We start from the raw sequence: 25,793 nt of genomic DNA, 5'->3' as shown, positions 1-25,793 counted from the left end.
CATGCGCAGTCGCGAACTCCTTGATCATGTGCTTGTCACAACGGAGCCACGCGTTTGCCCTGCTGGCCGACGCGATCACTACCATGAGCACCGCCCGCATCAAGCCCGACAACACCTACCACGCGGCAATATGACCAAGCCAGCCGCTAGTGATGATCGGGATGCTCTTCATGTACGCCGCAGAGCCGCGACCCGTACGGGAACCTTCGGGGCGCTATGCCGACAACAAAAGGAAGATACCACGCATCTAACTTGTCGATCATGTCCCTTGAATGGAGGGTGCGGCTTGTGGCAGCGCCATTGGCATCGAGCGACCCACGCCAGCTCGGCGCGTACTGGCTGGCCGGACGCCTCGGCGCGGGTGGGCAGGGCGTGGTGTACGAGGGGTATGACGACGCGGGTGAAAGGGTCGCGGTCAAGGCGCTGCACGCCAACTATTTGACCGACGCCTATCGCAACCAGTTGCGACGTGAGGTCGCAGCACTCAGCAGAGTCGCGCCCTTCTGCACCGCGCGGATCATCTCCGCTGACCTCGTCCACAATCCGCCCTACCTGGTCAGCGAGTACGTCGCCGGACCCGACCTGCAGAGCTGGGTCGACGAGAAGGGACCTTACAGGGCTGAGGAGCTCGTCCGACTGGCCATCGGGATCGTCACAGCGCTGTCCTCGATCCACCAGGCCGGGGTCATGCACCGTGACCTCAAGCCGGCCAATGTCCTCATCGGACCTGACGGGCCACGCGTCATCGACTTCGGGATCGCCCGCACCGAAGAAATGTCTCGCAGCGCCACGGACCAACTCAAAGGCACTCCCCGTTGGATGGCTCCCGAACTGTTCCGGGGAGACCGAGCCACACCGGCCGTTGACATCTGGGCCTGGGGCACGATCGTGCTGTTCGCCGCCACCGGTCAAGCCCCCTTCAACGGAGACAACCTCTCCGCCCTCGCCTACCAGATCCTCAACCACCGGCCCGACCTGGACAGGCTGCCCCCGCAGCTCCAGCCACTGGTCGCCCAAGCTCTCTCCCAGGACCCAGCCGACCGCCCGACCGCCCCCGCCCTGCTCGCCGGACTGCTCGGCCTGCCGGGCGGTGACGGCCACGCTGCGCTCGCCGCGGGACAACGGGCCGCCGACCACGACAGGGTCGGGGTGGACGATGACCCCACGCTGGGGGAGGCCGCGGAGAAAGTGTTCGCGGAGTGCACCGCCGAGGAGCAGACGCTGGTTCCCCGCCTGCTGCTTCGGATGATCGCCGCGTTCCCTGACGCGCAGCACACACTCCGCAAGGTCCCGTACGTGGAATTCCACGACAGCGAGTTCGACGATCGGACCCTCCAGAAGCTGCTGGAGGCCTTGTGCGCTGGAGGCTTGGTCGCCCGTAAGGGCGAGGTGTTCACGCTGGCGACACCTGCGCTCATCCGTGCGTGGCCGAGGCTGCGAGCCTGGGTGAACGGCGATCGCGGGGCGCTGAACGCCCACCATGAGCTGGCGGAGGCGACACGGAACTGGATCGAGCACGGACGCAAGAACGGCGATCTGCTGCAGGGCAGCAAGCTCGACAGGACTGTCGGCTGGATAGCCGGAGGCCTGCGGCATCTCCGGCTCAATGTGATGGAACGCGCTTACCTGGACGCCTCGGCCAAGGCGGCCGAACGCCGACGGCGTAACCGGACCCTGCTGAGCGCGGTACTCGCCACCCTGCTGGTGGTGGCGACCGGCACAGCCGCACTGGCGATCTACCAGGGATCAGAGCTGTCCGACAAGAACGAGACGGTCTCCCGGCAGCTTGAGGCGTCCGTCGGCAGCCGTGTCGCCGGGGTCGCGACCGCGCTGCGCCGTACCGACCCGACAGCGGCCAAACAACTGGCGATAGTGTCGGGAGCCCTCTCACCCGACGGACTCGATAGCCGTAGCGCCCTCGTGACCACCTACAACCAGTGGGAGAGCCACTACTACAGGCCGCCCCTGGCCGCGAACTCGATCTGGAGAGCCGCCCGCACCGGGCACCTCGTCGCGTATTTCAGGCGCGAAGCGAACACGATCAAGCTTGTGGATCTGGATGCCCGCAAAGTGGTCTCGGAGTTCGCGGTTCCCGGAGCCCCGATCTTCGACGTGACGTTCAGCGGGGACGGACGCCTGCTCGGGGTCATACACACAGACGGGACGACCGGCATCTGGGACACCACGACCATCCGGCAGATTCCGAAGTCGCTCGATGTGGGAAACCCCGAAGGGGCCGAGACGTTCCTCAGCGAGAAGGGCAACTTCCTCGTCTCTGCGTCCAACAAAAACAAAGTCATCAGGGCGTGGAATCTCAGGACGGGACAGCGCGTCCTGCAGATCCCAGTCGCCTCGTGGTTCAACGTGGAGACCTCGCCGGACGAGCGAGTTCTCGCCTGGAACGGCGGGACCAGCTTCGAGACCTGGGATCTGAGGACCGGGAAGCGATTGCACTCTCAGCCGATCGGCAAAAACGTCCACGTCAGCTCCCTGAGCTACAGCCCCAATGGCAAGATCCTCGCCATCCGGAAGAACAAGCAGATCGTGCTTCGCTTTCTCTATGAGAACAACGAGATCGAATACACGATCCCCAAAGCGGAACCCGACATCAACGAGGAGATCTTCTTCAGTCCCGACAGCCGCCTCGTCGGCTTCGACGGCATGATCTGGTCGCTCAACAGCGGCCTCGGTCCGGTCTGGTGGTACTCCGACCCGAGCTGCCACGACCAGGTCATCGGGCCCGACGGCCGCACCCTTCGCTGCTTCACAAAAGAGGGCACCGCCAAGTTCATCTCGCTGCGCGCCGTAACGGACACGGTGGCCTTCTCGTTCGGCAGGAACTCCGCCGCGCTCAGCGAGGACGGGTCGACACTCGCACTCGGTGCCCACCGCAAGCTGGAGATCTGGGATCCGGCCAAGCGTGTAAAACGCACAGAACTGCCGATCACCTCAGCAGACGGGACCAGCGATGGCTTCTACATACTGTCCCGGGACGGCAAGCTGCTCGCCAGCCTCCGCAAGGACCTCTCCATCGAGATCTGGGACGTCGCTCAGGGCGCCAAGCGCACTACACTCAAGGTCGACGAAACGGAAGCGGCAAGCCTCCGCCTAAGCGGCCAGGTGCAGTTCTCTCCCGATGGCCGTACCCTGGCAGTCGCCTTTTCCGGCGGCACGAAGACGGGCACCATCCTGCAGCTGTGGGACGTGACGACAGGCGCCAAACGGTTCCAGGTCGACGGGCGGCAGGCCGCCTCGCTGGACCTCGGCTTTGGCTTGTCCCGCCCGCTGTTCTCGCCGGACGGCAAGACCATCATCGCCGGTCAGGACCTGGGCGTAATCGAAACCGCCACCGCGCGAACGCTGCTGCCCGCCAACGGCGCTCCGAACACCGGCGAGGCGATCAGCAAGAACTTCATCGCCGACTGGGGCGACACTGAGATCACCATCCTGGACGCCTCGACCCTCCAGCCGAAGTTCACCGTCCGCCCCGGCACCCAACTGGGCTATAACCCCCTCATGGCCTTCTCTCCCGACGGCCGGATCCTCGCCAGCTCGGACAAGATGGGACAGATCCAGCTATGGGACATGGCCAACCGTCGCCCCTTTGGCCTCCCTCTCACCGGATTCTTCATGCCCAAGGACACCTCCGAGCCCCACCCGGTCACTGCCCTGGCCTTCTCCGCCGACGGATCCACGATCTTCAGCACCGACGACCAAGGCCGTCTCCGCACCCACCTCATAGGCCCCGACCAGATCAGGAAGGCGCTATGCCGGGATGTCGGCTCACTGCCCCCCGACGAGTGGAAGACCTACATCCCCGAACTCCCTTATCGCCGCACGTGCTGATCGCCAATGCCAGGATGCCCGAAACAATCGCCGCAGCACCCCACACGACATGTGAAGGCGACTGCGGACACTCCGTGCAGACGACTCCCGTCTTATAGACGCTGGTACGGCGCGGCCGCGACAACCGCGTCAAGGATGTCGAGATCGTGGCGCCGCGGCATCAGGTCGCCGTCCTGCGCAGTCCGGATCTCCGCCCGCAAGATCGCGTCGTGCCGGTCACGCTGCGCAGTCGACGATCGTCGTCTGGAGTGCCACCGAGTGAACAGCCGCACATCGATCACGGGCATGCCTGCGGCCGGCAGTCCCGAGGCGCAGGTCACCGTGGATGCAGAGCTGCAGTTGCGAGCTGGAGCTTGCGGCATTGTCTTGCTCTTAGGGTCGAGCGGAAGGGGCAACGCCATGAGACGTCATCGGGATCGGTGTGTGATCTAGCGGCGCGGATGCGCCGATGCGGTTACAGGCAAGCAGTTGGGAGGCCGCTGTGTGCGGCCGGCCGAGGCCTGGCACGGCAGCTGGTACTTCGCGGCGCAGGTGAGCGGCTGGGCCGGGCGGCGCGAGCGGCGGCTTCGCGACTGCTGAGCAGGCCTGCCAGGCGGGCCGCGTGATCATCGCGGCCGACCAGAACGATTCGGTGTCTATGGGGTACACGCTGGCGCGGTGGCTACGTCACTGGCTGGGGACGCAGCACCAGCTACGGTCCAGCACTCGCGAGGCCTACGCCGATCGCGTTCTCCACTCTGCACCGGATCCGGGCGACGCTGCGCGCGGCGTTGAACGCCGCGGTTCGTGAGGGCCTGATCGCATCCAACCCGGCGCGGATGATCCGGCTGCCGGCACCGCGCCAGCCGTATCCACAGATGTGGACCGAGCGCCGGGTCGCCGCCCGGCGGCGGAGCAGCGAGCGGCCCGCGGTGGCGGTGTGGACTGCTGAGCAGTTGGCCGAGTTCCTCGCCTTCGCCCGCGGCGATCCGCTGTATCCGCTGTGGCAGCTGATCGCGCATGCCCGCAGTTGCAGCGCCACCGATCATAGCCACCCGGGCCCCATCACATAGGCTGACGACAATCGATATGAGCCGCGGGCGATCATGCGAACGCTAATCGCGGATCCGGGTCAGAGCAGTCGCTGAGTCACGGATCACCAGTTCGGGTTCGGGGTCGGTGATGACACCGCCTGCGCTTGGCCGCCCCGCGATCAGGTCGTAAAGCGCCTCGACGCCGGCCCGGCCGAGTTGGTACATGGGCATCCGGACTGCGGTGACGGCCGGGCGCAGGTGTTGCATCAGGTCGACGTCGTGGATGCCGACCACCGACAGCTGGTCGGGGATGGTGATGCCGAGGTCGCGTGCGGCGGCCAGGACCCCGACGGCGCTCATGATGTTGTTGACGACGATGGCGGTCGGCGCGGTTGGCGCCTGCATGGCCTGCCGGAGCCCGTCGGCGCCGGCCTGCTCACCGAACCCGGTGGCCAGGTGTGGGGCCGGTGTCAGCCCGGCGGCGTCCATCGCCTGCTGGTAGCCCAGGTAGCGCTGCTGGGAGATGTATCCAGAACCCCCGACGAAGACGATGTGGCGGTGGTGGAGGTTGACCAGGAATCGGGTAGCGATCTCGCCTGCGCGGCGATCGTCTATGTCGATCCAGGGATGGTCCAGTGCATGTTCCAGGATGAGGATCGGCTTGGGGTGGTCGCGGAGTTCAGCCATCACGTCGTCGTCCAGCAGCCCTTCGCCGCGGATCAAGATACCGTCGACCGTGCCCTGGCTGAGCAGCCGGGTCAGGAACTGGCTGCCGGAGCGCATCGTCTCGGCATCGCCCAGCAGGACCGTTGCGCCGTGCTCCGCCGCCGCCTCGTAGACCCCATGCCGCAGCGGTCCGTAGACCGGGTTGTCGATCTTGTTGAGGATCATCGCGATCATGTCGGTTTGGTTGAGTCGCAGCGAGCGCGCCGTTTGGTTCGGCTGGTAACCCAATTCCTGCATCGCCCGGAGCACCCGGGTGCGGGTGGATTCCCTCATCCGGGTGTGGCTCGTGCCGTTGACCACCGCCGACACCACGGCGAGTGACACCCCAGCCGCCCGTGCGACGTCACGTTGCGTTGCCATGGTGGAAGCCTACTAGGTTCTTGACGTAACGTCTCACCATCCTTATTTTGATTTAACGTTACGTCAACAAGGAGTACATATGACATCGACACGTCGCACCGTCCTCCTGCGGTCCTCCTGGGCGACGGTGAACATCGGCGACGTGGCTCACTCCCCTGGCGTGGTGCGGGCGTTTCAGCGGTTCGCCCCCGAGGTCGAGGTCATCCTCTGGCCGGTGCGGCTGGAGGAGCGCGAACGATCCATGCTGCGGCACGCGTTTCCCGACCTGCGCGTCGTCGATGGCACTCTCGGCGGGGACGGGCCGAGCACCCCGGAGTTGGCCGCCGCCATCGACGGCGCGGACGTCCTGATGCACGGATCGGGCGCCGACGCCTTCCAGGGCACCGAGATCGATTGGTGGCGCGAGCACGTGGGCCGCCCGTACGGGTACTTCGGGATCACCGTGGATCCGCTGTGCCCACCGACCATGGCGACGCTGCCGGAGCTGGCACAGATGGTCGATCTGCTCCCACCGTCCTATCTCGAGGACGACGTCAAAGACCGTTTCGACCGCGCCGACTTCGTGTACTGCCGCGAAACGCTGACCCTGGCCACCCTGCGCGGCCAGAAGATAACCGGGCCCGACCTCGCCTTCGGGCCGGATGGCACGTTCGCGTTCGACCACACTGACGCCGTCGCCGCCGCTCGCCTGCTGGAGAATTTCGGCCTGCAGCCCGGTCGGTTCGCCTGCTTCGTTCCGCGGCTGCGCTACGCCCCCTATGCGAAGATCTACGGCACGGAACCGACCCGCGAGCAGATGCGGCGCGACGCGGTCAACCGGGCCACCGTGACGCACGACCTGGCGGTGCTGGCGGCGGCGATCGAGACCTGGGTACGCGTCAGCGGCCTGCCGGCCGTCGTGGTGCCCGAGATGAGCTATGCCGTCGAGCTCGCTCACGAGCAGCTTCCCAGCCTGCTCAGTCCACAGACGCTCGATCAGGTCCGGCTCCTGGACCGGTACTGGCCGCTGGAGGAGGCGACCGGGGTCTACGCCGTCTCGTCGCTGGTGGTCAGCATGGAGTGTCATTCGCCGATCCTGGCCGCACGACATGCGACCCCGACCGTCTACCTTCGGCAGCCGACCGAGACCACGAAATCTCAGATGTTCGCCGACCTCGGCGCCCCAGACCTGGTGATCGAGCTCGACCATCGTGCCGCGGCGACGGTCGTCGCGGCGGTCACCGACATCGCCACCGACCCGGCGCCCGCGGTCGCCCGGAGCAGGAGGGTCGCGGCCAATGCCGACGACCGGCTGCGGGCGGCGGTGCGAGCCTGCGTCACGGGCCGGCCCATCGGCCTGCCTGCACCGGTGGAGACCGGCGATGCGTAGCCTGCGCGACCGCTGGCGGCGCGACCGGGTCCTGCTGCTGCTGGCGCTTCCCGGGGTCACGGCGCTGCTGCTGTTCCACTATCTGCCGCTCGGCGGGAACATCATCGCGTTCCAGGACTTCCAGCCGTTCCTCGGAATCTGGCACAGCCCGTACGTCGGGCTGGACAACTTCGAGCCGGTGCTCACCGGCGACCCGGTGTTCCTCAACGCACTCGTCAACACGCTGATCATCACGCTGATCCAGGTGGTCTTCGTGTTCCCGCTGCCGATCTGCCTCGCGTTGATCCTGAACGCGACCATCAGCGAACGGCTCAAACGCCTCGCCCAGTCGATCCTCTACATGCCGCACTTCCTGTCCTGGGTCATCGTGGTCGCCCTGTTCCAGCAGATGTTCGGCAACGGCGGGATGCTCAACGCCTGGCTGCGCTCGGCCGACCTGTCCACGTTCCACATCGTCGGCGTACCCGAGTTGTTCAAACTCATGATCACATCACAGGTGATCTGGAAGGACACCGGCTGGTCGACGATCATCTTCCTCGCCGCACTGTCCAGAGTGGATCCGGCGCAGATGGAGGCCGCGGTGGTGGACGGCGCCTCGGCAGTTCGCCGCCTGTGGCACGTGACCCTGCCCGCCATCCGCCCGGTGATCGTCCTGCTGCTGATTCTGCGGCTCGGTGACTCGCTGTCCGTCGGGTTCGAGCAGATCATCCTGCAGCAGGCACAGGTCGGTGCCGGTGCCGGCGAAGTACTCGACACCTACGTCTACAACCACGGGATCGTCGGCGGCGACTGGGGCACCGCGGCCGCGGTGGGGCTGATCAAAGGCATTGTCGGTGTCGCGCTCGTGCTCGGCGCCAACCGGTTGGCCCACGCCCTGGGCGAGCAGGGGGTGTACGCCAAGTGACGAGCCGATCTGTGCCGACTGCGGTGTCCGTGGCGCGCCCCGCCGCGGGCACGGCGCCGCGGCGGCCACGCTCGGGCCGCAGCCGGCGTCCGGTCTGGATGGGCGAGCCCAGCAAGCTGGGGGTCGGTGCGCGGGGACTCGTGCTCGGCCTTGGCTGCCTGGCGGTCTTGGTGCCGTTCTGGGCGGTGCTCATGACCAGCATCGCCTCCCCGGAGGAGGTCAACAGGGCGGGCGGCTTCGTGCTGTGGACGAACGAACCGACGCTGGACTCCTACCGGGCCGTCCTGTCCGGAGGAATCGTCACCCGTGCTGTGCTGGTGAGCGCCGGCATCACCGCGGTCGGCACGGCACTCAGCCTCGTCACCACGATCGCTCTGGCGTACGCGCTGTCGCGGCCAGGTTCGTTGCTGCAAAAGCCGATCCTGCTGATGACGGTGTTCACCCTGCTGTTCAACCCGGGCATCATCCCGATGTACCTGACGGTCAAACAGCTCGGCCTGCTGGACAGCTACCTGGCATTGATCCTGCCGGTGCTGGTGAACGCGTTCAACGTCATCGTCATGCGCGCCTTCTTCCAGGGAATCCCCGGCGAGCTGCGGGAAAGCGCCTATATAGACGGTGCCGGGGAGATGCGCATCCTGCTGCGGATCGTCCTGCCACTGTCGAAGGCGGTCGTCTCCGTGATCGGGCTGTTCTACGCGGTGGCGTACTGGAACGCCTTCTTCTCCGCGATGTTGTACGTCCAGTCGTCGGAGAAGTGGCCGCTGCAACTGGTGCTGCGCACCTACGTCGTCAACAACACCCCGATCGGGTCCGACCAGCTCAGCTCGAACCTGGAGAACCTGCCACCACAAATCTCCGTCCAGATGGCGATTCTCGTCATCTCCGTCCTGCCCATCCTGTTCATCTACCCCTTCATCCAAAAGCACTTCGCCAAGGGACTCATGGTCGGCGCCGTCAAGGGCTGACCGGTCGTCCACGCAATGCGGAAAGGAGACGTCATGGCACCCACCTTCAGCCGCCGCGACGTCCTGGCACTCGGCGCGGCAGCGGGGCTGGCCCCGCTGCTCGGGGCCTGCGGCGACGGCAGCCCGAGTTCGCCGAACAGCTCGACCGGGTCGGTCAAGCTGCCCACCTACAAGCCCGTCACCGCGGCCACGCCCGACCTGGCCGCCGAGCCGGCCGGGGTGTCGCCGGGATACTTCACCTACCCGACCTCCTCCAGCGCCGCATCACAACCGGTGAAGGGCGAAGCCGTCACGGCACTGACGTACACCTACGACCCGATCGCCCCCGCGCTCGGCTCGAACCCCTACTGGCAGAACCTCAACAGGCAACTCGGCACCGAACTGAAGATCACGTACGTCCCCTCGACCGACTACAAGAGCAAGGTCGCCACGACCATCGCCGGTGGCGATCTGCCCGACATGGTGGCTATCCAGGGCGTTGTCCAGCAGATGCCCGCCATGCTGAAGGCGACATTCACCGACCTCACCGAGTACCTGTCCGGGGACGCGGTCCTCGCCTACCCGAACCTCGCCGCCCTGCCCACCGATGCCTGGCGCAGCACCGTCTACGACCAGCGGATCTGGGGCATCCCCGTGCCGCGGGCACGGATCGGCACCGTGCTGTACACCCGGGCCGACCTGCTGGCCAAGGCAGGACTCAGCCTCCAGCCCGATTCGTGGGCCGAGTTCAAGGAGATGGCGGCCGCGCTGACCGACGAGCGGGCCGGTCGGTGGGCGTTCGGACAGATCCCGTTCAACACGATCCTTGAGATGAACGGGATCACCGGCAACTGGCCCGGCGGCACCGGCGCCTGGCAGGCCGAAGGTGGCGTCTTCACCCACTCCGGGACGACACCGCAGTTCACGCAGGCCCTCGAGGACACCGTCGAGCTGGTGAAGTCGGGGGTGATACATCCCGACCACGCGGGCGCGCCCAACACGAAGCGCAACGCGTGGATGCTGGCCGGCACGACCGCGTTCACCATCGGGGGGTACGCCGGGTGGGGCAAGTTTTACGGCCAGGCAAAAGACGTGCCCGGCTTCCGCCTGACCGGCATGCTCTCGCCCACCCGCGACGGCACAGGGACGCAGGTACGCACGCCCGGTCCGACCCTGTCCAGCTTCACCGCTATAACCAAGACCGACAACGCTGACCGGATCAAGCAGATCCTCAAGGTCCTCGACTGGTTGTGCTCACCCTTCGGCAGCAGCGAGTACCTGGCCCTCCGGTACGGCGTCGAGGGCCAGACGTTCACCCGCAACGGCTCCGACCCGACCCTCACCGAGGGCGGGCGCAGCCAGGTATTCCTGCCGGTGCGGTACCTCGCCGAAGCATCGCCCGTCATCTACGAGCCGGGCAACCGACAGGCCGTACAGGACCAGCACGACCACCAGGTCGCCGGCGTCCCGCTCGCCGTCGCGGACCCGACCCTCGGGCTGTACTCGGAGACCGCTGCCAGCAAGGCTGCCAGCGAGCAGCAGGAACTGGACGCGGTGCTGCTGGAGATCCAGCTGGGGAACAAGCCCGTCTCGGCATGGCAGCCGGCCATCAAGAAGTTCATGGACCGGGTGGGCAACAAGATCAAGGCCGAGTACGAGGAGCAGGCGGGTGGTTGACGCGCTGGACTCGGCTGACACTCTCACGGGCTTAGGGAGAAGACAGTGGTGAGACGGAGCAAGTTACGTTGGTACACGCGTGGTCGGGCCCGTGCGGCGGTCGTGCTGGCTCTGGTGGCGGCGGTTCTGTCGCCGGGCAGTGCCGCCGTCGCCGACATGTCGGATCTCGGCGGGCTGCTCGACCTGACGCGCCCGGGGCTCGGCCCGGTGGCGGCCGAGCTGGCCGCCGGTGACGAAGCGGGCGCCGCGAGCGAGCTCAAGGCGTATTACGCGGGCCGCGCCGACGTCCATTACCCGGCTCCGGCCGAGGGCCTGGGCGGTGGCGACTCGGGCCCCGACGAGCTCGCGGCGGGGATCTTCCGGTTCGGCGCCGAGACCCGCAACTTCTACAACAGCGCCGAGCAGCGGATCGACATCGACTGGCAGGACCTTTGGGGTGGGACACAGACCACCCCGGGCAGCGCGCAGACTTTGATGAGCGACTTCACGTTCATGCCCAAACTGACATTCGCTTACGTGTCCGAGAGTGACCCGGCGAAGCGTGCGGCGTACGCGGCGGCGTGGATGGACATCTCGCTGGACTTCTTCGCCGACAATCAGAGCTGGCCGCAGGGCCGCAACCTGTCGGCGGCCAAGCGGCTCGCCCAGCTGGTCAGCGCGTTCTCCGTGTTCCGGACCGATCCTGGCATCGACGCGAGCGATCTCGTGGCGTACCTGTCCGGCGTGCACGCCACGGCGGACTTCCTCGTCGGCGTGATGCAGACACATGTCGGAAACAACTGGTACATGTCGATGGCCCGCTCCGTCCACGCGGCAGCCGTGTTCCTGCCCGAGTTCTCGTCATCGTCTGGCTGGGAGTGGTTCGCGGTGCGCTCGGCCGAGCGGTTCCTGCGTGCGTACTTGAAGGGCGACGGTGTGTACCGCGAGCCGGCGTTCAACTATCAGGCATACGTGGCGGACATGCTCAACTCCGTCATAGCAGTCGCGGATGCCAACGGGCGAACCGTTCCCGATTCGCTCGCCCAGGGGGCGGACTGGATCGCGGATTCGCTGTTCGCGACCCGTCAGCCGAATCTCGAACCCGCGGCGATCGGCGACACGCCGAACAACTACGCGGGTACGTCGGCCATTCGCAGGAGCGGCGTACGCAACTCTTGGCCCGACTTCACCTGGGTCGCCTCCGGCCGGACGCAGGGGACCGCTCCGACGCTGTCGTCCACGGTGTTTCCGATCAGCTTCGCGGTGCAGCGTTCCGGGTGGGACGCCGATGCCCGGTACATGCTGATCAACAACCAGAATTCCAGTTACACCGCCTCGCATCGGCATCCGGACGACCTCAGCCTGGTGATGGCGGCGTACGGGCGTCCGCTGATCGTCGACTCCGGGGTGGGGGACTACAGCGCGACTCAGACGAACGACTGGATGCGCCGTGAAACCGAGGCGCACAACACCATCGAGGTCGACGGAGACCCGCAGACCGCCGGCGTCCCCCGCACGACGTCGCTGTGGCGCTCGAACGCGGGCCTCGACATCTACCGCGGTGCGGCGATGGGCTACCGGCCGGTCGCGCACGATCGCGCGGTCTACTTCGTCAAGCCCGGCTTCTGGGTGGTCTCCGACGACCTCACCGGTGACACCGCCGCGCACGACTACCGGCAGCTCTGGCACTTCCCCGGTGATCCGGTGACCGTCAATCCCACTACGAAGGTCGCCACGGTCGGGTTCGACACCGTGCCCGGAGCCGCGCCCGTCGCCGGCGTGCGGCTCATCCCGGTGGCGACGGCCGGCGCCGCGGTAACCCCCAGGGTCCACAAGAACGGCGCCGTACGCGTCGGCGAGCAGGTACTCACCAACGTCGACTACCTGTCGTACGACTGGTCCTCCACCGGGCCGACGGGACTGGACACGGTCGTGGTTCCCGGCAAGGCCGGCCCGGCGCCCTCGGTGACGGCGAAGCGCATCGCCATGCCCGGGGTGAGTCACTCCGTGGCGACGGCGATGGAGATCGCCCTGCCGGACGCGACCGGACGCTTCTACCTTTCGCGCGAGGCGACTCCCTCGTCGAGGGCGTTCGGGGCCGCCACGACCAACGCCGAGACCGCGTACCTCGAGCGTGCTTCGGGCGGCGGGCTTACCAGGTACGCGCTGACCAGAGGGTCATCGCTGATCGACCAAGATGACACCGTCATCAGCGCATCCGCACCGGTGTCCGATGTCAGTGTGGAACTGCGCGGCGCGACCGCCCGGATCTCGCTCGGGGACCCGTTCACCGGCACGCTCTCCATCAACGCGCCGAACGCGAACGCGGTGATGGTGAACGACACCCCGATCGCGTTCACCCGCGCGGGCAACCTCATCACCGTGTCACTCGGGGAGAACTTTGCCCCGGCACCCGTGCTCAACGACGAGTTCGACGATGCCGGCCTGGACCGCACCGTCCATGACTTCAACGGATCCTTCGGCGGCTGGACGCCGGTGCAGGGCACCTGGGCGCTCACCGGCGCACAGCCGGACACGCAGCTGGCACAGACCTCGACTGCGGACATGATGTCGTTCGCGGCGCTGCAGGACGTACCCGATGACGTGGTCATGGCCGCGGACATCGTTCCCGGGGTACGCGGCCAGACGACGGCCCGTACCGGTCTCGCGTTCCGCTACCACGATTCCCGCAACTACTACCGGGCCGAAGTGCTCAACTCCACGTCGGGAGCGACGCTGAAGCTCGTGAAGATATACGACTCGACGACCACGGTTCTCGCGGAGACCGCACTGCCGACCAGCGCCAACGTCCCGCACAAGCTGGTCGTATCCGCGATCGGGAGGCATCTGAGCGCCAAAGTCGGCGACACGTCGATCTCCGCGGACGACGGACAGCTGCCGACGGGTGGTGCCGCCGCCTTCACGCATCGGCGGGCCGCGACCTTCGACAACATCGTGATCAGGGAAGGGCTCGATCAGGCCAGTTGGCGAGGAATAACAGGGTCTGTGTCCGTCGCCTCGGGCAAGTTGCACCTCACGCCGCCTGCCGGTGGCCGGGCGCACGTACTGGCCGACTCGACACTGCCGACGCGCTTCTCCGAGGCGTGCGACTATGTCGTGGAGACCACGGTCACGATCGACGGATCCGTCGGTAACGCAGGAATCTCGCTGCGAGACACCACGGACGCGTACGGGTATCGGATCCACGTCGGCAAGACGAGCAACGGAACCCAGTACGCGAGCATCATCCGCGAGGCTCACGCGTCGGGTCCGGTCACAGTGGCCACGGCATCCATCAGCAACCCGTTGACAGGTCCCGTGCGGCTGGGTGCGGCGATTCACGGCGACCGCATCACCGTGACGTTGAACGGCGTTCAGGTCCTGAAGGGTCGCGACACCGTTGTGCGCAGCGGCGGCGTCGGGCTTTACGCATCCACGGAGAGCTCGTTCGAGAACGTCACTGTCGCTCGGTCCTGCGGGGGGCGGGAGCGCCTGCGGCCAAGTGCCCCCGGCGCCGGCAACCGCTGGGACCACCACGACTAAGTGGTCTCGCTCGTAAATGCTTCGGGGGTTACGCGGCTGAGGCGAGTACGGCAGGCTCCCGTACGTCAAGAGGTCGTCGACTACACGGTTTCCGGTCGGCGCATCGTGTGGCGGTGGTTGAACGACCGGACCATCCAGCCTCGAAACAAGCGCCGAACATCGGCTCTGGACAACATCACGCAGCCCTCCTGGAACCGTGAATTGACAATCGAATTCCTAGCGCTCCTTCCCGTTCTGACCGGATGCGTCCTGCTGCACCCCGAGCAGGACCAGCTACTGACCGACGTGTGCTCGGGGCCGCTGATCGACCAGGCCGACCTTGCCACCGCCGGCGTGCTCCCAGTCCCGGAAACAGCGACGAGGCCGCCGAAACCGACGCAGGCTGGTGCGCAGCTTCTTGACGATAAGTGATCTCAATCAACGGGTCCGGGGTCGTCTCTGGCTGCGTACCGGCTCTGTTCAGGCCTGATGCCCGTACGCGAGATCGGGCTCGAACGGTGCTGGGGCCGAGACGCTGTGCATAGCTGCTGAGCATTCGCTCAAACCTAGTTGAGCGCTCAGCCCGAGGAGGTACCAGTACGTGCAGAATCCCAGCATTGCCTGAGCGAGGTCATGTCTTCTTGATTCGCCCGTCTTGTGGAGAGGAAAGGAGAGCACGATGGGCGAGCCAGTGGTGTACAAGAGGTGTGGCTGCTCACGTCAGGACCGGGCCTGCCCTGGTCTGGCCGATGAGGGTCACGGTTCGTGGTATTTCGCGATTCAGGTACTGGGCCCGAACGGACGTAGCGTGCGGGTGCGGCGGGGCGGATTCCGCACCGCAGAGGACGCTATGCAAGCTGCCCGCGATCTCGTCGCCGCCGATGTTCCGGGTGGGGTGAGTGCAGCGTGCACCGTGGCGCAGTGGTTGCGCCACTGGCTGACGACCCTGCAGCCCGTCCGCGAGCGCACCCGGCAGGGTTACGCCGATCATGTGCGGATCCACCTGATCCCCGGCTTGGGCCGGATCCCGATCGCGGAGCCAGGGCAAGTCGACCTGCGTCGCTTCTTCGCCGGCCTGGCTCAGCGGCGCAATCGGTATGGCAAGGCGCTGTCTCCGTCCACCGTGCAGCGGATCCACGCCACCTTGCGGGCGGCACTCAACGAGGCGATCCGCGAAGGCCTGATCGACACGAACCCGGCACGCCGGTTGCGTCTGCCGCGTACCCGGCGTCCCCACGCCCAGGTCTGGACCCGCAGCCGAGTGGCGGCGTGGCGGGCCACGGGGCAGCGTCCAGCGGTGGCAGTGTGGACAACCGAACACCTGACGGAGTTCCTGGACTACGTCCGCGAGGACGTGTTGCATCCGTTGTGGTGGCTGGCCGCGCTGCGTGGCCTGGGCCGCGGCGAGCTCGCCGGGCTGCGGTGGGCGGACATCAGCCTGGAAACCCGCGAGCTCACGGTGGTCCAGCAGCTCATCCACGTCAACGGCCAGCTACGAGTCGTCCCACCCAAAAGTGCGGCGAGCCAGCGCACGATCGCCTTGGACACCGAGACAATCCGCCTGCTGCGCCTGCACCAGCAACGCCAGCACCTGAGCGGGCTCGACACCGCCGGCTGGGTGTTCACCCGCGCCGACGGCCAGCCGATACGCCCGGACTACCTGACCTACCGGTTCCGATACCTGGTGGCAGCCAGCGGCCTGCCACCGCTACGACTGCACGACCTACGACACGGCGCCGCCAGCACAGCGCTGGCCGCGCATGTGGACCTGCGTACGGTCCAGGGGCAGCCCAGGGGCAGCTCGGGCACGCCAGTATCGTGCTGACCTCCGACACCTGCACCTCGGTCCTGCCCGAACTCCATCACGAGGCGGCGGAGGCGACGGCACGCCTGGCCCTCACCACAGCGCGAAGAATGGGCCATAGGCTGCGGAAACGGACGATCCATCTCCGGCGTCGTCCCGCGAACCGGCCACCCCGCTGAGCGCTTTGCCGGAAAGGTCTCGTGGTGTCTGTTTGCCCCAGCCGTGACCCAGCTATGACCCACCTCGTGATTCTTTGATCAAGGGATAGGTGGACCTGCAGGTCAAAGTGGTAGGGCGCCCGGGGCTCGAACCCGGAACCTACGGATTAAAAGCGAGGCCGGCGTCCTGCGACCGAGGAAAGCAGCAGCACGTCCCAGGCTCGGCCGGGGCGTGCATCGGGACATGTGACCAGCGGATATCGCTTGACATGGGCGATGGAGGTGGGCGTCGATATCGACCGCCCCGGGGCATCCGGTGGCCCTGAACATCGCCGCTGCGGCCCCATGACGGGTCTGTGCGGGCCGACCGGGGCCGCCCTCCGGCCCGGGGCGCGGCAATCCCCACTCCGGGCCGCCGGACGGCGGCCGCGCGGTGATGGGCCGGGTACGCGATGCCGCCGGTGGTGTCCTGCCCCGGTCGTACCGGCGCCGACGGCGATCGGCGGGGGCGCGGGGATGGGGGAGCGCCGGAGGAAACGCGGCGTAGGGCGGTCGGCGACGCGAGGTCAGCGAACAAGGGAAAGGCGCGACGGCAACGATGAACGGAACCACCTTCAAGACGTGTTCCTGCCGGGACGAGGCGACCGGCAAGAAACTGGGCAAGGCCTGCCCGAAGCTGCGCCGTCCGGGCGGCGGGGAGCGGTGGAGCAGCACCCATGGCCGGTGGGCCTACCAGCTGGAGCTGCCCGCGCACGCCGACGGGCGGCGGCGCAACCCACTGCGAAGGCGCGGTTTTGCCTCGCTGGAGGAGGTCGAGGCCGAGTTGGAGCACGCTCGCGCGCTGCTGGCGCTGGATGAGGACCCGCACATCCAGCGGAAGGTCACCGAGCTGATGTTGTCCGTGCTTAAGGACAGCAAGGCGTTGCCGCCGGTGGAGGAGGTGCGGCGCAAGGTCCGCACCCGCCAAGACCTCAACCCCACCGTCACGGTCGCCGAATGGATGGCCGAGTTTCTGCGGCGCAAGCGGAAGATCGATGCCACCACGCGCCGCTCGTATGAGGCGCACATCCGTCTGTACTTCACCCCGTATCTGGGTGACATCCGGCTGGACCGGCTACGCGTGTCCGATGTGGCGGGGATGTTCGATGCGATCGAGGAGTTCAACGACGTCATCACCACCGCCCGCGCCAGCGGCGATGTGGAGCAGCGGGCGCGGGTGCGGTACCGGCGGCCGGTCGGCCCGGCCACCATGCATCGCATCCGCGCCACGCTGCGGCACGCGCTGAATATCGCGATCAAGCAGGACCGGCTGATCGACTTCAATCCGGCCGCGGTGGTCGAACTCCCCGATGCGGAACGCCCCAAGGCGCTGGTATGGACCGACGAACGGGTCACCGACTGGAACCGCGAACTACACGACCGGCTCGGCATCGAGCAGCAGCGGCGCGGGGCACGGCTCAGCCGCGCCAACATGATCAACGTGTACGCGTCCGTATCAAGGCCATTGCCGGTGATGGTCTGGACGCCCTCCCACACCTACACCTTCCTCGCCCACGCCGCCGCCCATCGGCTGTCGGCTCTCTATCGGCTGATCGCCCTGCGCGGGCTACGCCGGGGGAGGCGGTCGGGCTGCGCTGGAAGGACGTCGACCTGGCCGCCGGGACCGCCGGGGTGATTTGGCAGATCACCCAACTGGGCTGGGAGCCGGTGCAGGGCAGGCCGAAGACCGAGGCCAGCGACCGCACCATCGCGCTGGATGAGGACACCGTCACCGCGCTGCGCGCGCACCGCAAGCGTCAAGCCGCCGAACGCCTGGCCGCGGGCGAGGCCTGGACCAACAGTGGGTTCGTCTTCACCGACGAGATCGGCCGGCCGCTGCATCCGCAGCAGGTCAGCGACCACTTCTACCAGCTGGCCTTCCAGGTGGGGCTGCCACCGGTGCGGCTGCACGACCTCCGCCATGGGGCCGCCTCGCTCATGCTCGCCGCCGGGGTCGATCTGAAGGTCGTGCAGGAGACCCTCGGCCATGTCTCCTCTACCTTCACCCGCGACACCTACACCAGCGTCTACCCGGAGGTGGCCCGGGCCGCCGCGGAATCCACCGCCGCGCTGGTCAACACTGCAGCCGCAGGTGCCCAGACGGCCCGGCTGATCACCCTGCCGAACCACGCCGGCACGATCACTACCTGAGCCACTCAACCCAGGCGGGCCCGCCGATTCTCCGGCGGGCCCGCCTGTTTGCTCTCAGCGGCTATGCGCAGACGGTGCAGCCGATTGATCCCCGGCCTGTGCTGTGAACGGGGCCGAGAGGATCGCTGTGAGAAGCAGCGGATCTTTTATCTGCTGGTCACGAACGGCCTGGTAGGCAAGACGAGCCGACTTGGACAAGGCTTGACCGCGCATCAAACTATCGCTGACCGGCGACGCTGAGCAGACCTTCCGGCTTGATCTTCTGATGGTCATCTCTAGGGTCTGAGCTGACGGTGGCGCTCTAAATGATCTACCGCGGTACACGGTCCGTACACAAGAGCAACCACCGAGCAACCAGCCATGATCAACAAATCGATCCGGGGCCGGCGAGAACCGAGAAATCCCAGGTCGAACGCGGTATTGGTGAGTAGGGCGGGTGGGACTTGAACCCACGACCCACGGATTATGAGTCCGATGCTCTGACCGGCTGAGCTACCGCCCCTGGATTAAGTTGTGTGACGTGCGGTGGGACGTCGGAAGACCGTGCCGAGCCCCTGCGCATGCTAAGGCTAGAGCATCGGATGCGGTCGTGGCGTCCAGCCGAACGGGAGACGGGTCTCCGCGGATATCATTCCATGCCCGGCAGTGTTGTTGGAGCCTCGGTCGATCATATTCGGGGTCTTCGCTCCCAGCGGAGTCGTAGGGGATTGATGGGGCGGTAGCGTCTGGGCGTGGCCGTGACGCTGGGTTACGAGACTCACTCCATCGCCGTGGACAACGAAACGGGCATCGCCACCGGGTGGTTACCCAGGGAGTTGTCTGCGCGGGGGCGGGGCCTGGCTGTGGAGCTGGGGGCGGCGGTGGACGTCGTTTGTGCCTCTGACCTGGGGCGGGCTGTGCAGACGGCGGGGATCGGCTTTGCGGGCGGCCGCAAGGAGATCAGGTTCGATCGGCGGCTCAGAGAGTGCGATTACGGGATCTACAACGGGCGGCCGGTCGGTGAGGTGGCGGCGTCGCGGAGTAGGCATATCGATATGCCGTGGCCGGGTGGGCAGAGCTATCGGCGGGTCGTGGCGGAGATGGTGGGGTTTCTGCGGGACATGATGGATGAGTGGCAGGGGGGTCTGGTGCTCGTGGTGTCGCATTCGGCCAATCGGTGGGCGCTGCAGAATCTGCTGGATGGGACTCCGTTGGAGGAGTTGGTTGACGTGCCGTTCGAGTGGCGGCCGGGGTGGGAGTTCAGCATCGCCTGAGGTGGTCTGAGGTGGGTCGTTGCGGGGGAGGGTGGGGTGCCCTCCCCGGGGTGTTGTTTTGGGTCCAACGGGTGGGGCGGAGCCCGGGGCAGACGATGGTTTTCGGGGCGGGGCGGGACTTACGGGCCGGGGCGGGACTTACGGGACGGGGGCGAGACTTACGGGGCGGGGCGAAGCTTAGGGTGCGGTGCCGTAGCTGGGGTTGCGGACCAGCCAGTCGTGGTAGACCGGGCTGCGGCGTACGGCGTCCAGGTGGGCTTGTTTGGCCTGTGTCACCACCCAGTCCGCCTTGGGGGCGGTGGGGTGGTGGCCGAGGAGTTGGCGCCAGCGCAGTGGCGCGCCGGCGAACGGCACCATGGTCAGGCCCTGGGCGGCCTGGTGGGTGGCCTGGCAGAGCACGACCGCGCGGCCGACCTGGGCGAGGTGGGTGCAGGTTGACACGTCGGTCTCGTAGATCGTGCCCGGGGTGAACCCTGCTCGCGCGCACGCCGTGGCGAAGCAGTCGGCGAAGCAGCCGTCGCCGGGCGTCACCGCCCACTGTTCGCCGGCGAGGTCGGCGAGCTCCACCTCCTTCTCCCTGGCGGCCGGATGGTCCTCGCCGACCAGGCAGAACACGGGGTCGAGGCTGATCGTCTCCCACATGAGCGCGCCGGTCGGGGTGCCGGAGTCGCCGCAGGCGCCGGTCAGCACGTAGTCGAGGCGGCCGAGCTCGACCATGCTGGTCAGCTCGTGGGCCGACCAGGAGGTGTACGTGCTGACCGCCCCTTCCGCGGCGAGCCGGTCGACCAGGCCGCCCAGTATGGGGCCGTTGGTGGCGCCGATGCGGAATCCGGGGGAGGGGGCGGCGGCGAAACGTACGGCTTCCTCCTGCAGCTCCTGCGCCGCGGGAAGCAGTACTCGTGCCCTGGAGAGCACGAGCTCGCCCAGCCTGGTGGGTCGCGCGCCATGCCTGTCGCGCTCGAACAGCGTGCCGCCGAGCACCCGCTCGATGCGCTTGAGCTGGGCGGTCAGGGCCGGCTGGGCCAGCCCGAGCTGGGATGCGGCCTTGCTCACACTTCCCGCGTCCGCGACCGCACGGACGATCCTGAGGTGCCTGAGCTCGAGGTCCATAAGGGGACGGTAAGGCGGCGATCTCTTACAAACAATGCCCATATGTCAGGAAATGTGACAGATATTGTCGAGGGTCTCTGGGGTAGGGGGAGCCCATGACGACGATGGGAATAGATCCGGCGCAGCTCAGCGACGAGGATCTGGTCCGCGAGCTGCGGCAACTGCACGCCACCCGGAGCGACACCTTCTTCCACGGGTCGGACGACGCTCTGGCGGTGCACACGTCCCGGATGAACGAACTGGAATCCGAGTACCTTCGCCGCAACCCGGACCGTGAGGTCGACCCGAACCGGCTGAGGGAGGGGGCGAGACAGCGATCATGATCGAGGTCCACGATGTTCAGGCTCTGTCGGACGTCGACGTCTACGTCTACGAGGCGGTGGCGTCCCTGGTGGTGGAGCACGGCATGGCGGTTCCGGCCGCGTTGGTGCGGGCGTGCGGGCTGACCGAGGAGCAGGTGCGCGAGAGCCTCAAGCACCTGATCGAGCATGGGTACGTGGTGCCCAGGCAGGACGGGTACGCCCTCGGGGCACATACGTTCGAGGTCGAGTACTGAGTGAGGGCGTCGAGTGCTGAGTGAGGGTACTGACGCGTCGTCGACCGTCCGCGGGGCGCGCATGAGCGGTCCACGTGGTGCGGATCGCGCGCGCTGCCCTGACGAGGTCTCGGCGATGTGATCGCTGGCCGTAAGGCCTGCGACGAGTAGGGCCTGCGACGAGTAGGGCCTGCGACGAGTAAGGCTTGCGACGAGTAAGGCCTGCGATGAACGGGCGAACCGAGCCGGTCAGGACCGTCTGGCCCGGACCGGTGCCATGAAAGGTGCCGGTCAGGGCCGTCGGCCGGGGCTGCGAAAGGTGCTGGTCAGTGCTGCCGGGCCGGGGCCGCGAAAGGTGCCGGCCAGGGCCGGGGCCCGGAGGGGCGGTCAGAGGCGTCTGGCTCGGGCCCAGGCCAGGAAGGCGCCGCCGAAGACGGCCATGGCGAGGCCGGTCCACAGGTTGATCGCGCTCCCGAACGCCCCGGCGACGACGAGGATCACCCCGTACACCAGGAACAACCCGCCGATCACCATCCGAATGTCACTCACAGGATCACCCCGTACATCACAACGGCCAGGACGAGGGCGCCCGTGCCGAGCAGCACCGGCGAGCGGTACCAGCGCGCGTCGCCCGCGAGCGCGTCGTCCTCCAGGTCGGTGGCGTTGAGCCCGTACACGAGCCCGCGCAGCTCCTCGGCGGGCTTGGGCGTGGTGACCAGCGTGACCGCCACGGACACGATCACGTCCACGACGAACGCCAGGCCCGCGCCCCAGAAGCTGGCGTTCAGCTCGGTGCCGAAGTCCACGATCCCGGCCTTGAACGCGATGTACGACGCGAAGGCCGCCAGCGTGCCGGCGAGCAGCCCCCAGAAGCCGGCCCACGGCGTCATCCGCCGCCAGAAGAGCCCGACGATGAACGTCGCGAAGAGCGGCGCGTTGAAGAACGAGAAGAGGGCCTGCAGGTAGTTCATGATGTTGGAGTAGCCGGCGGCGATGAACGCCGTCCCGACGCCCAGCGCCACGCCCGCGACGGTCGCGATCCGGCCCACCCGCACGTAGTAGCCGTCGTCGCGGTCCGGCCGCAGGTGCGACTGCCAGATGTCGTTGGTGAACACCGTGTTGAACCCGCTGATGTTGGCCGCCATCCCCGCCATGAACGAGGCCAGCAGCCCGGTCACCGCGACCCCGAGCACGCCGTTCGGCAGCAGGTCCCGCATGAGCATCGGGATCGCGTTGTTGTACGCCTGCCCCTGCCCCCAGCCGCTGAACAGCACCAGCGCGATCATCCCCGGCAGCACCGTCACCAGCGGGATGAACAGCTTCGGGTACGCGGCGATGATCGGCGTGAGCCGGGCCGCGTTCGTGTTCCTGGCCGACAGCGCCCGCTGCACCTCGGCGAAGTTCGTGGTCCAGTACCCGAAGGACAGCACGAACCCGAGGCCGAACACGATCCCGATCCAGTGCGCGTGCATCGGGTTGTCGCCCGCCGTGCCCGCCCACGTGTGCAGGCCGCCCTCGCCGAGCGGGCTCTGCCGTACCTTGTCCGCCAGCCCAGAGAAGCCGCCCACCTTGATCAGCCCGAGCACGGTCAGCGGGATCAGCCCGGCGAGGATCACGAAGAACTGCAGCACCTCGTTGTAGATCGCCGAGGAGAGCCCGCCGAGCGTGATGTACGCCAGCACGATCACCGCCGAGACCACCACCGAGACCGGCAGCGGCCAGCCCAGCAGCGCCTCCATGACCAGGGCGAGCGCGTAGAGGTTCACGCCCGCGATGAGGATCTGCGCGACCGCGAACGTGATCGCGTTCAGCAGCTGCGTGGCGCCGTTGAAGCGCTTGCGCAGGAACTCGGGGACGCTGCGGACCTTGGAGCGGTAGTAGAAGGGCATCATCACGATGCCGAGGAACACCATGGCGGGCACGGCGCCGATCCAGTAGTAGTGCACGGTCATGGCGCCGTACTGCACGCCGTTGGCCGCCATGCCGAGGATCTCGATCGCGCCCAGGTTGGCCGAGACGAACGCGAGCCCGGTGATCCACGCGGGCAGGCCGCGCCCGGCGAGGAAGAAGTCGAGGCTGGAGCTGATCCGTTTGCGGGCGGCTAACCCGATGGCGAGCACGGTGGCGAAGTAGATGGCGATGAGCACGTAGTCGAGGAGGTTCACGTCGAGACGCACGGCGAGCCCGCTACCCCGGAAACGCCCGGCATCACGCGGACTGTCACGCGGGCGTACTGTCGGGGTGTGGACGTCGCCGATCTCAGCCCGGCGCAGGCGCGGGAGCGCTTCCGCGCCGGCGAGCGCGTGCCCACGGCGGGGTGGTGCCTGGGGTGGACGCAGGCCAACCTGATCGCCGTGCCCCGGCGGCTACGGTACGAGCTGCTGCTGTTCGCCCACCTCAACCCGCAGGCGTGCCCCGTCCTGGACGTGGGGGAGCCGGGCGCCTGGTCCACGCCGCTGTTCCCCGGCGACCTCCGTACCGACCTGCCCGGATACCGGCTCTACCGCGACGGCGAGCCGGTCGCGGACCTCGGCGACGTGGTGGAGCGGTGGCGGGACGACCTGGTGCCGTTCCTCATCGGGTGCAGCTTCACCTTCGAGCGGGCGCTGCTCGCGGCCGGGGTGCCGGTGCGGCACCTGGAGCTGGGGACGAACGTGCCGATGTACGTCACGGACGTGGCCTGCACGGCGGCCGGGAGCCTGTCGGGGCCGCTGGTCGTGTCGATGCGGCCGGTGCCGGACGAGCTGGTGAGGACCGCGATCGACGTGACCGGGCGGTATCCGCTGGTGCACGGGGCGCCGGTGCACGTCGGGGACCCCGCGGGGATCGGGATCAACGATCTGGCCCGGCCGGATTTCGGCGATCCGGTCGAGGTGCGGGAGGGGGAGGTGCCGCTGTTCTGGGCGTGCGGGGTGACGCCGCAGGCGGCGGTCATGGCCAGCGGCGTCGAGTACGCGATCGGGCACCTGCCGGGGCACATGGCGATCCTGGACGCCCGCGACGACGACTACCGCGTGCCGTCCTGACACCCTCGTACGCGGATTTGCGTACGCGGGTGCCTCGTCTCGGCGGACGACCCCGGGCGCCGCCCAGGTCAGACTCCTTGACCATGCTGACCGTCTTGACCAGGGCGTTCCGGGTGCCGGAGCTGCGTAAGAAGCTGCTGTTCACGCTGGGACTGATCGCGTTGTTCCGCCTCGGGCAACTCATGCCCTCCCCGGGGGTGGACGTGGTGGCCGTACGGGAGTGCGTGGGGTCGGCCAGGGGCGGGCTGTTCGACATGGTGCAGATGCTCAGCGGGGGCGCGATGCTGCAGCTGTCGGTGTTCGCGCTGGGCGTCATGCCGTACATCACGGCCAGCATCATCATGCAGCTCTTCGCCGTGACGGTGCCCAGGCTGGAGGCCCTCAGGAAGGAGGGGCAGCGGGGCCAGGCGAAGATCACCCAGTACACGCGGTACCTGACCGTCGGGCTCGCCGTGCTGAACGCCGGGACGATCGTCGCGCTCGCCCGCTCCCGGCAGCTCCTGCCCGGGTGCGCGAAGCCGCTGCTGCGCGACGAGGGGCTGCTGCCCGTGGCCGTGATCGTGCTGACCATGGTGGCCGGGGCCTGCGTGGTCATGTGGCTCGGCGAGCTGGTCACGGACCGGGGCATCGGGAACGGCATGTCCATCCTGATGTTCACGCAGGTCGTGGCCGTCTTCCCGGGATACATGGCGAAGATCTTCGTGATGAGCCCAGTGAGCTTCGTGGTGATGACGGCGGCCGGGCTGTGCCTGGTGGCGGCCGTGGTGTTCGTGGAGCAGGCGCAGCGGAGGGTCCCGGTGCAGTACGCGAAGCGGATGGTGGGGCGGCGGATGTACGGGGGCACCAACACCTACATCCCGCTGAAGGTGAACCAGGCGGGGATCGTGCCGGTGATCTTCACCTCCTCGCTGCTGTACCTGCCGACGCTGGTGGCGCCCCTGCTGGGGGACTCGGCGCGGACGTGGGTGGAGCTCAACCTGACCTCGGGGACGCATCCCCTCTACATGAGCGTGTACGTGCTGCTCATCGTCGCCTTCGCGTACTTCTACGTGTCGATCACCTTCAACCCCGTGGAGGTGGCGGACAACATGCGGCGCTACGGGGGATTCGTTCCCGGGATCCGGCCGGGCGGCCCCACGGCGCGATACCTGGCGTACGTGCTCTCCCGGCTGACCGCGCCCGGGGCGCTCTACCTGGGGGTGCTGGCGCTGCTGCCGCTGGTGGCGTTCGCGATCCTCCGGGATCCGGGTACGCAGCAGAACTTCCCGTTCGGCGGGACGAGCGTGCTGATCATGGTCGGGGTCGGGCTGGACACCGTCAAGCAGATCGAGTCCCAGCTCCAGCAGCGCAACTACGAGGGCTTCCTGCGGTAGG

20 protein-coding genes and 1 tRNA gene are annotated in these 25,793 nt (G+C 67.5%); 16 read left to right on the top strand and 5 right to left on the bottom strand.

Features of this window, described 5'->3' with window-relative positions:
* Positions 1-261 precede the first annotated feature (261 nt).
* The gene (locus tag ABZX61_RS50730; RefSeq protein WP_355206477.1) at positions 262-3,846 is read left to right on the top strand and encodes a WD40 repeat domain-containing serine/threonine-protein kinase; all 3,585 of its coding nucleotides are present in this window, start codon (positions 262-264) and stop codon (positions 3,844-3,846) included.
* 770 nt (positions 3,847-4,616) lie between these two features.
* A complete protein-coding gene (locus ABZX61_RS50725; protein WP_355206475.1) occupies positions 4,617-4,898 on the top strand; it encodes a hypothetical protein in 282 nt (93 codons plus the stop codon).
* Between the two features lie 42 nt (positions 4,899-4,940).
* Here the strand turns inward: ABZX61_RS50725 and ABZX61_RS50720 are convergent, their stop codons facing one another.
* A complete protein-coding gene (locus tag ABZX61_RS50720; protein ID WP_355206472.1) occupies positions 4,941-5,945 on the bottom strand; it encodes a LacI family DNA-binding transcriptional regulator in 1,005 nt (334 codons plus the stop codon).
* 79 nt (positions 5,946-6,024) lie between these two features.
* Here ABZX61_RS50720 and ABZX61_RS50715 point away from each other — a divergent pair, with 79 nt between their 5' ends.
* From ABZX61_RS50715 to ABZX61_RS50675, 9 genes are all read left to right on the top strand, one after another.
* Complete coding sequence (locus tag ABZX61_RS50715) at positions 6,025-7,314, top strand: polysaccharide pyruvyl transferase family protein (protein ID WP_355206469.1); 1,290 nt, start codon at positions 6,025-6,027, stop codon at positions 7,312-7,314.
* Positions 7,307-8,218: an ABC transporter permease subunit gene (locus ABZX61_RS50710; protein WP_350740490.1), complete on the top strand. Its 912-nt coding sequence runs from the start codon at positions 7,307-7,309 to the stop codon at positions 8,216-8,218. Before ABZX61_RS50715 ends, ABZX61_RS50710 begins: the two co-directional genes overlap by 8 nt.
* Positions 8,219-8,229: 11 nt before the next feature.
* Complete coding sequence (locus tag ABZX61_RS50705; protein ID WP_355206466.1) at positions 8,230-9,186, top strand: carbohydrate ABC transporter permease; 957 nt, start codon at positions 8,230-8,232, stop codon at positions 9,184-9,186.
* Between the two features lie 33 nt (positions 9,187-9,219).
* The gene (locus ABZX61_RS50700; protein ID WP_355206464.1) at positions 9,220-10,842 is read left to right on the top strand and encodes an extracellular solute-binding protein; all 1,623 of its coding nucleotides are present in this window, start codon (positions 9,220-9,222) and stop codon (positions 10,840-10,842) included.
* A 114-nt stretch (positions 10,843-10,956) separates the two neighbouring features.
* The gene (locus ABZX61_RS50695) at positions 10,957-14,364 is read left to right on the top strand and encodes an alginate lyase family protein (protein ID WP_355206461.1); all 3,408 of its coding nucleotides are present in this window, start codon (positions 10,957-10,959) and stop codon (positions 14,362-14,364) included.
* A 117-nt stretch (positions 14,365-14,481) separates the two neighbouring features.
* On the top strand, positions 14,482-14,775 hold the full coding sequence (locus ABZX61_RS50690) for a hypothetical protein (protein ID WP_355206458.1): 294 nt from the start codon (positions 14,482-14,484) through the stop codon (positions 14,773-14,775).
* A 247-nt stretch (positions 14,776-15,022) separates the two neighbouring features.
* The gene (locus ABZX61_RS50685; protein WP_355206455.1) at positions 15,023-16,168 is read left to right on the top strand and encodes a tyrosine-type recombinase/integrase; all 1,146 of its coding nucleotides are present in this window, start codon (positions 15,023-15,025) and stop codon (positions 16,166-16,168) included.
* Positions 16,169-16,903: 735 nt separating this feature from the next.
* On the top strand, positions 16,904-17,980 hold the full coding sequence (locus ABZX61_RS50680; RefSeq protein WP_355206452.1) for a hypothetical protein: 1,077 nt from the start codon (positions 16,904-16,906) through the stop codon (positions 17,978-17,980).
* Positions 17,977-18,495, top strand: coding sequence for a tyrosine-type recombinase/integrase (locus tag ABZX61_RS50675; protein ID WP_355206449.1), 519 nt, complete (start codon positions 17,977-17,979; stop codon positions 18,493-18,495). The genes ABZX61_RS50680 and ABZX61_RS50675 overlap by 4 nt, the downstream gene beginning before the upstream one ends.
* Before the next feature lie 428 nt (positions 18,496-18,923).
* Here the strand turns inward: ABZX61_RS50675 and ABZX61_RS50670 are convergent.
* A tRNA-Ile gene (locus tag ABZX61_RS50670) sits at positions 18,924-18,997 on the bottom strand.
* Between the two features lie 229 nt (positions 18,998-19,226).
* On the opposite strand from ABZX61_RS50670, the gene ABZX61_RS50665 reads away from it, so the two are divergent.
* Positions 19,227-19,748, top strand: a complete 522-nt coding sequence (locus tag ABZX61_RS50665) for a histidine phosphatase family protein (protein WP_355206446.1) — start codon at positions 19,227-19,229, stop codon at positions 19,746-19,748.
* 177 nt (positions 19,749-19,925) lie between these two features.
* Here ABZX61_RS50665 and ABZX61_RS50660 read toward each other — a convergent pair whose 3' ends face one another.
* The gene (locus tag ABZX61_RS50660; protein ID WP_355206443.1) at positions 19,926-20,858 is read right to left on the bottom strand and encodes a LysR family transcriptional regulator; all 933 of its coding nucleotides are present in this window, start codon (positions 20,856-20,858) and stop codon (positions 19,926-19,928) included.
* Positions 20,859-20,953: 95 nt separating this feature from the next.
* Here ABZX61_RS50660 and ABZX61_RS50655 point away from each other — a divergent pair, with 95 nt between their 5' ends.
* Together ABZX61_RS50655 and ABZX61_RS50650 are read left to right on the top strand one after the other, a co-directional pair.
* Positions 20,954-21,181 carry a DUF6158 family protein gene (locus tag ABZX61_RS50655; protein WP_350741535.1) on the top strand — a complete coding sequence of 76 codons (228 nt, stop codon included), beginning with the start codon at positions 20,954-20,956 and terminating at the stop codon, positions 21,179-21,181.
* A complete protein-coding gene (locus tag ABZX61_RS50650) occupies positions 21,178-21,414 on the top strand; it encodes a hypothetical protein (protein WP_355206440.1) in 237 nt (78 codons plus the stop codon). Before ABZX61_RS50655 ends, ABZX61_RS50650 begins: the two co-directional genes overlap by 4 nt.
* Positions 21,415-21,780: 366 nt before the next feature.
* On the opposite strand, the gene ABZX61_RS50645 is transcribed toward ABZX61_RS50650, so the two are convergent.
* Positions 21,781-21,942, bottom strand: coding sequence for a hypothetical protein (locus tag ABZX61_RS50645; protein WP_355206437.1), 162 nt, complete (start codon positions 21,940-21,942; stop codon positions 21,781-21,783).
* The gene (locus tag ABZX61_RS50640) at positions 21,939-23,570 is read right to left on the bottom strand and encodes a sodium:solute symporter family protein (RefSeq protein ID WP_355206434.1); all 1,632 of its coding nucleotides are present in this window, start codon (positions 23,568-23,570) and stop codon (positions 21,939-21,941) included. The genes ABZX61_RS50645 and ABZX61_RS50640 overlap by 4 nt, the downstream gene beginning before the upstream one ends.
* Positions 23,571-23,636: 66 nt before the next feature.
* On the opposite strand from ABZX61_RS50640, the gene ABZX61_RS50635 reads away from it, so the two are divergent.
* Positions 23,637-24,419, top strand: coding sequence for a putative hydro-lyase (locus ABZX61_RS50635; protein WP_355206432.1), 783 nt, complete (start codon positions 23,637-23,639; stop codon positions 24,417-24,419).
* Between the two features lie 83 nt (positions 24,420-24,502).
* Complete coding sequence (gene secY / locus ABZX61_RS50630) at positions 24,503-25,792, top strand: preprotein translocase subunit SecY (RefSeq protein WP_355206429.1); 1,290 nt, start codon at positions 24,503-24,505, stop codon at positions 25,790-25,792.
* Position 25,793 lies beyond the last annotated feature (1 nt).

Origin of the sequence: Nonomuraea sp. NPDC003709 (assembly GCF_040610775.1) — a bacterium.
Taxonomy (GTDB): domain Bacteria; phylum Actinomycetota; class Actinomycetes; order Streptosporangiales; family Streptosporangiaceae; genus Nonomuraea; species Nonomuraea angiospora_A.
This window is presented reverse-complemented; position numbering and strand designations above follow the sequence as displayed.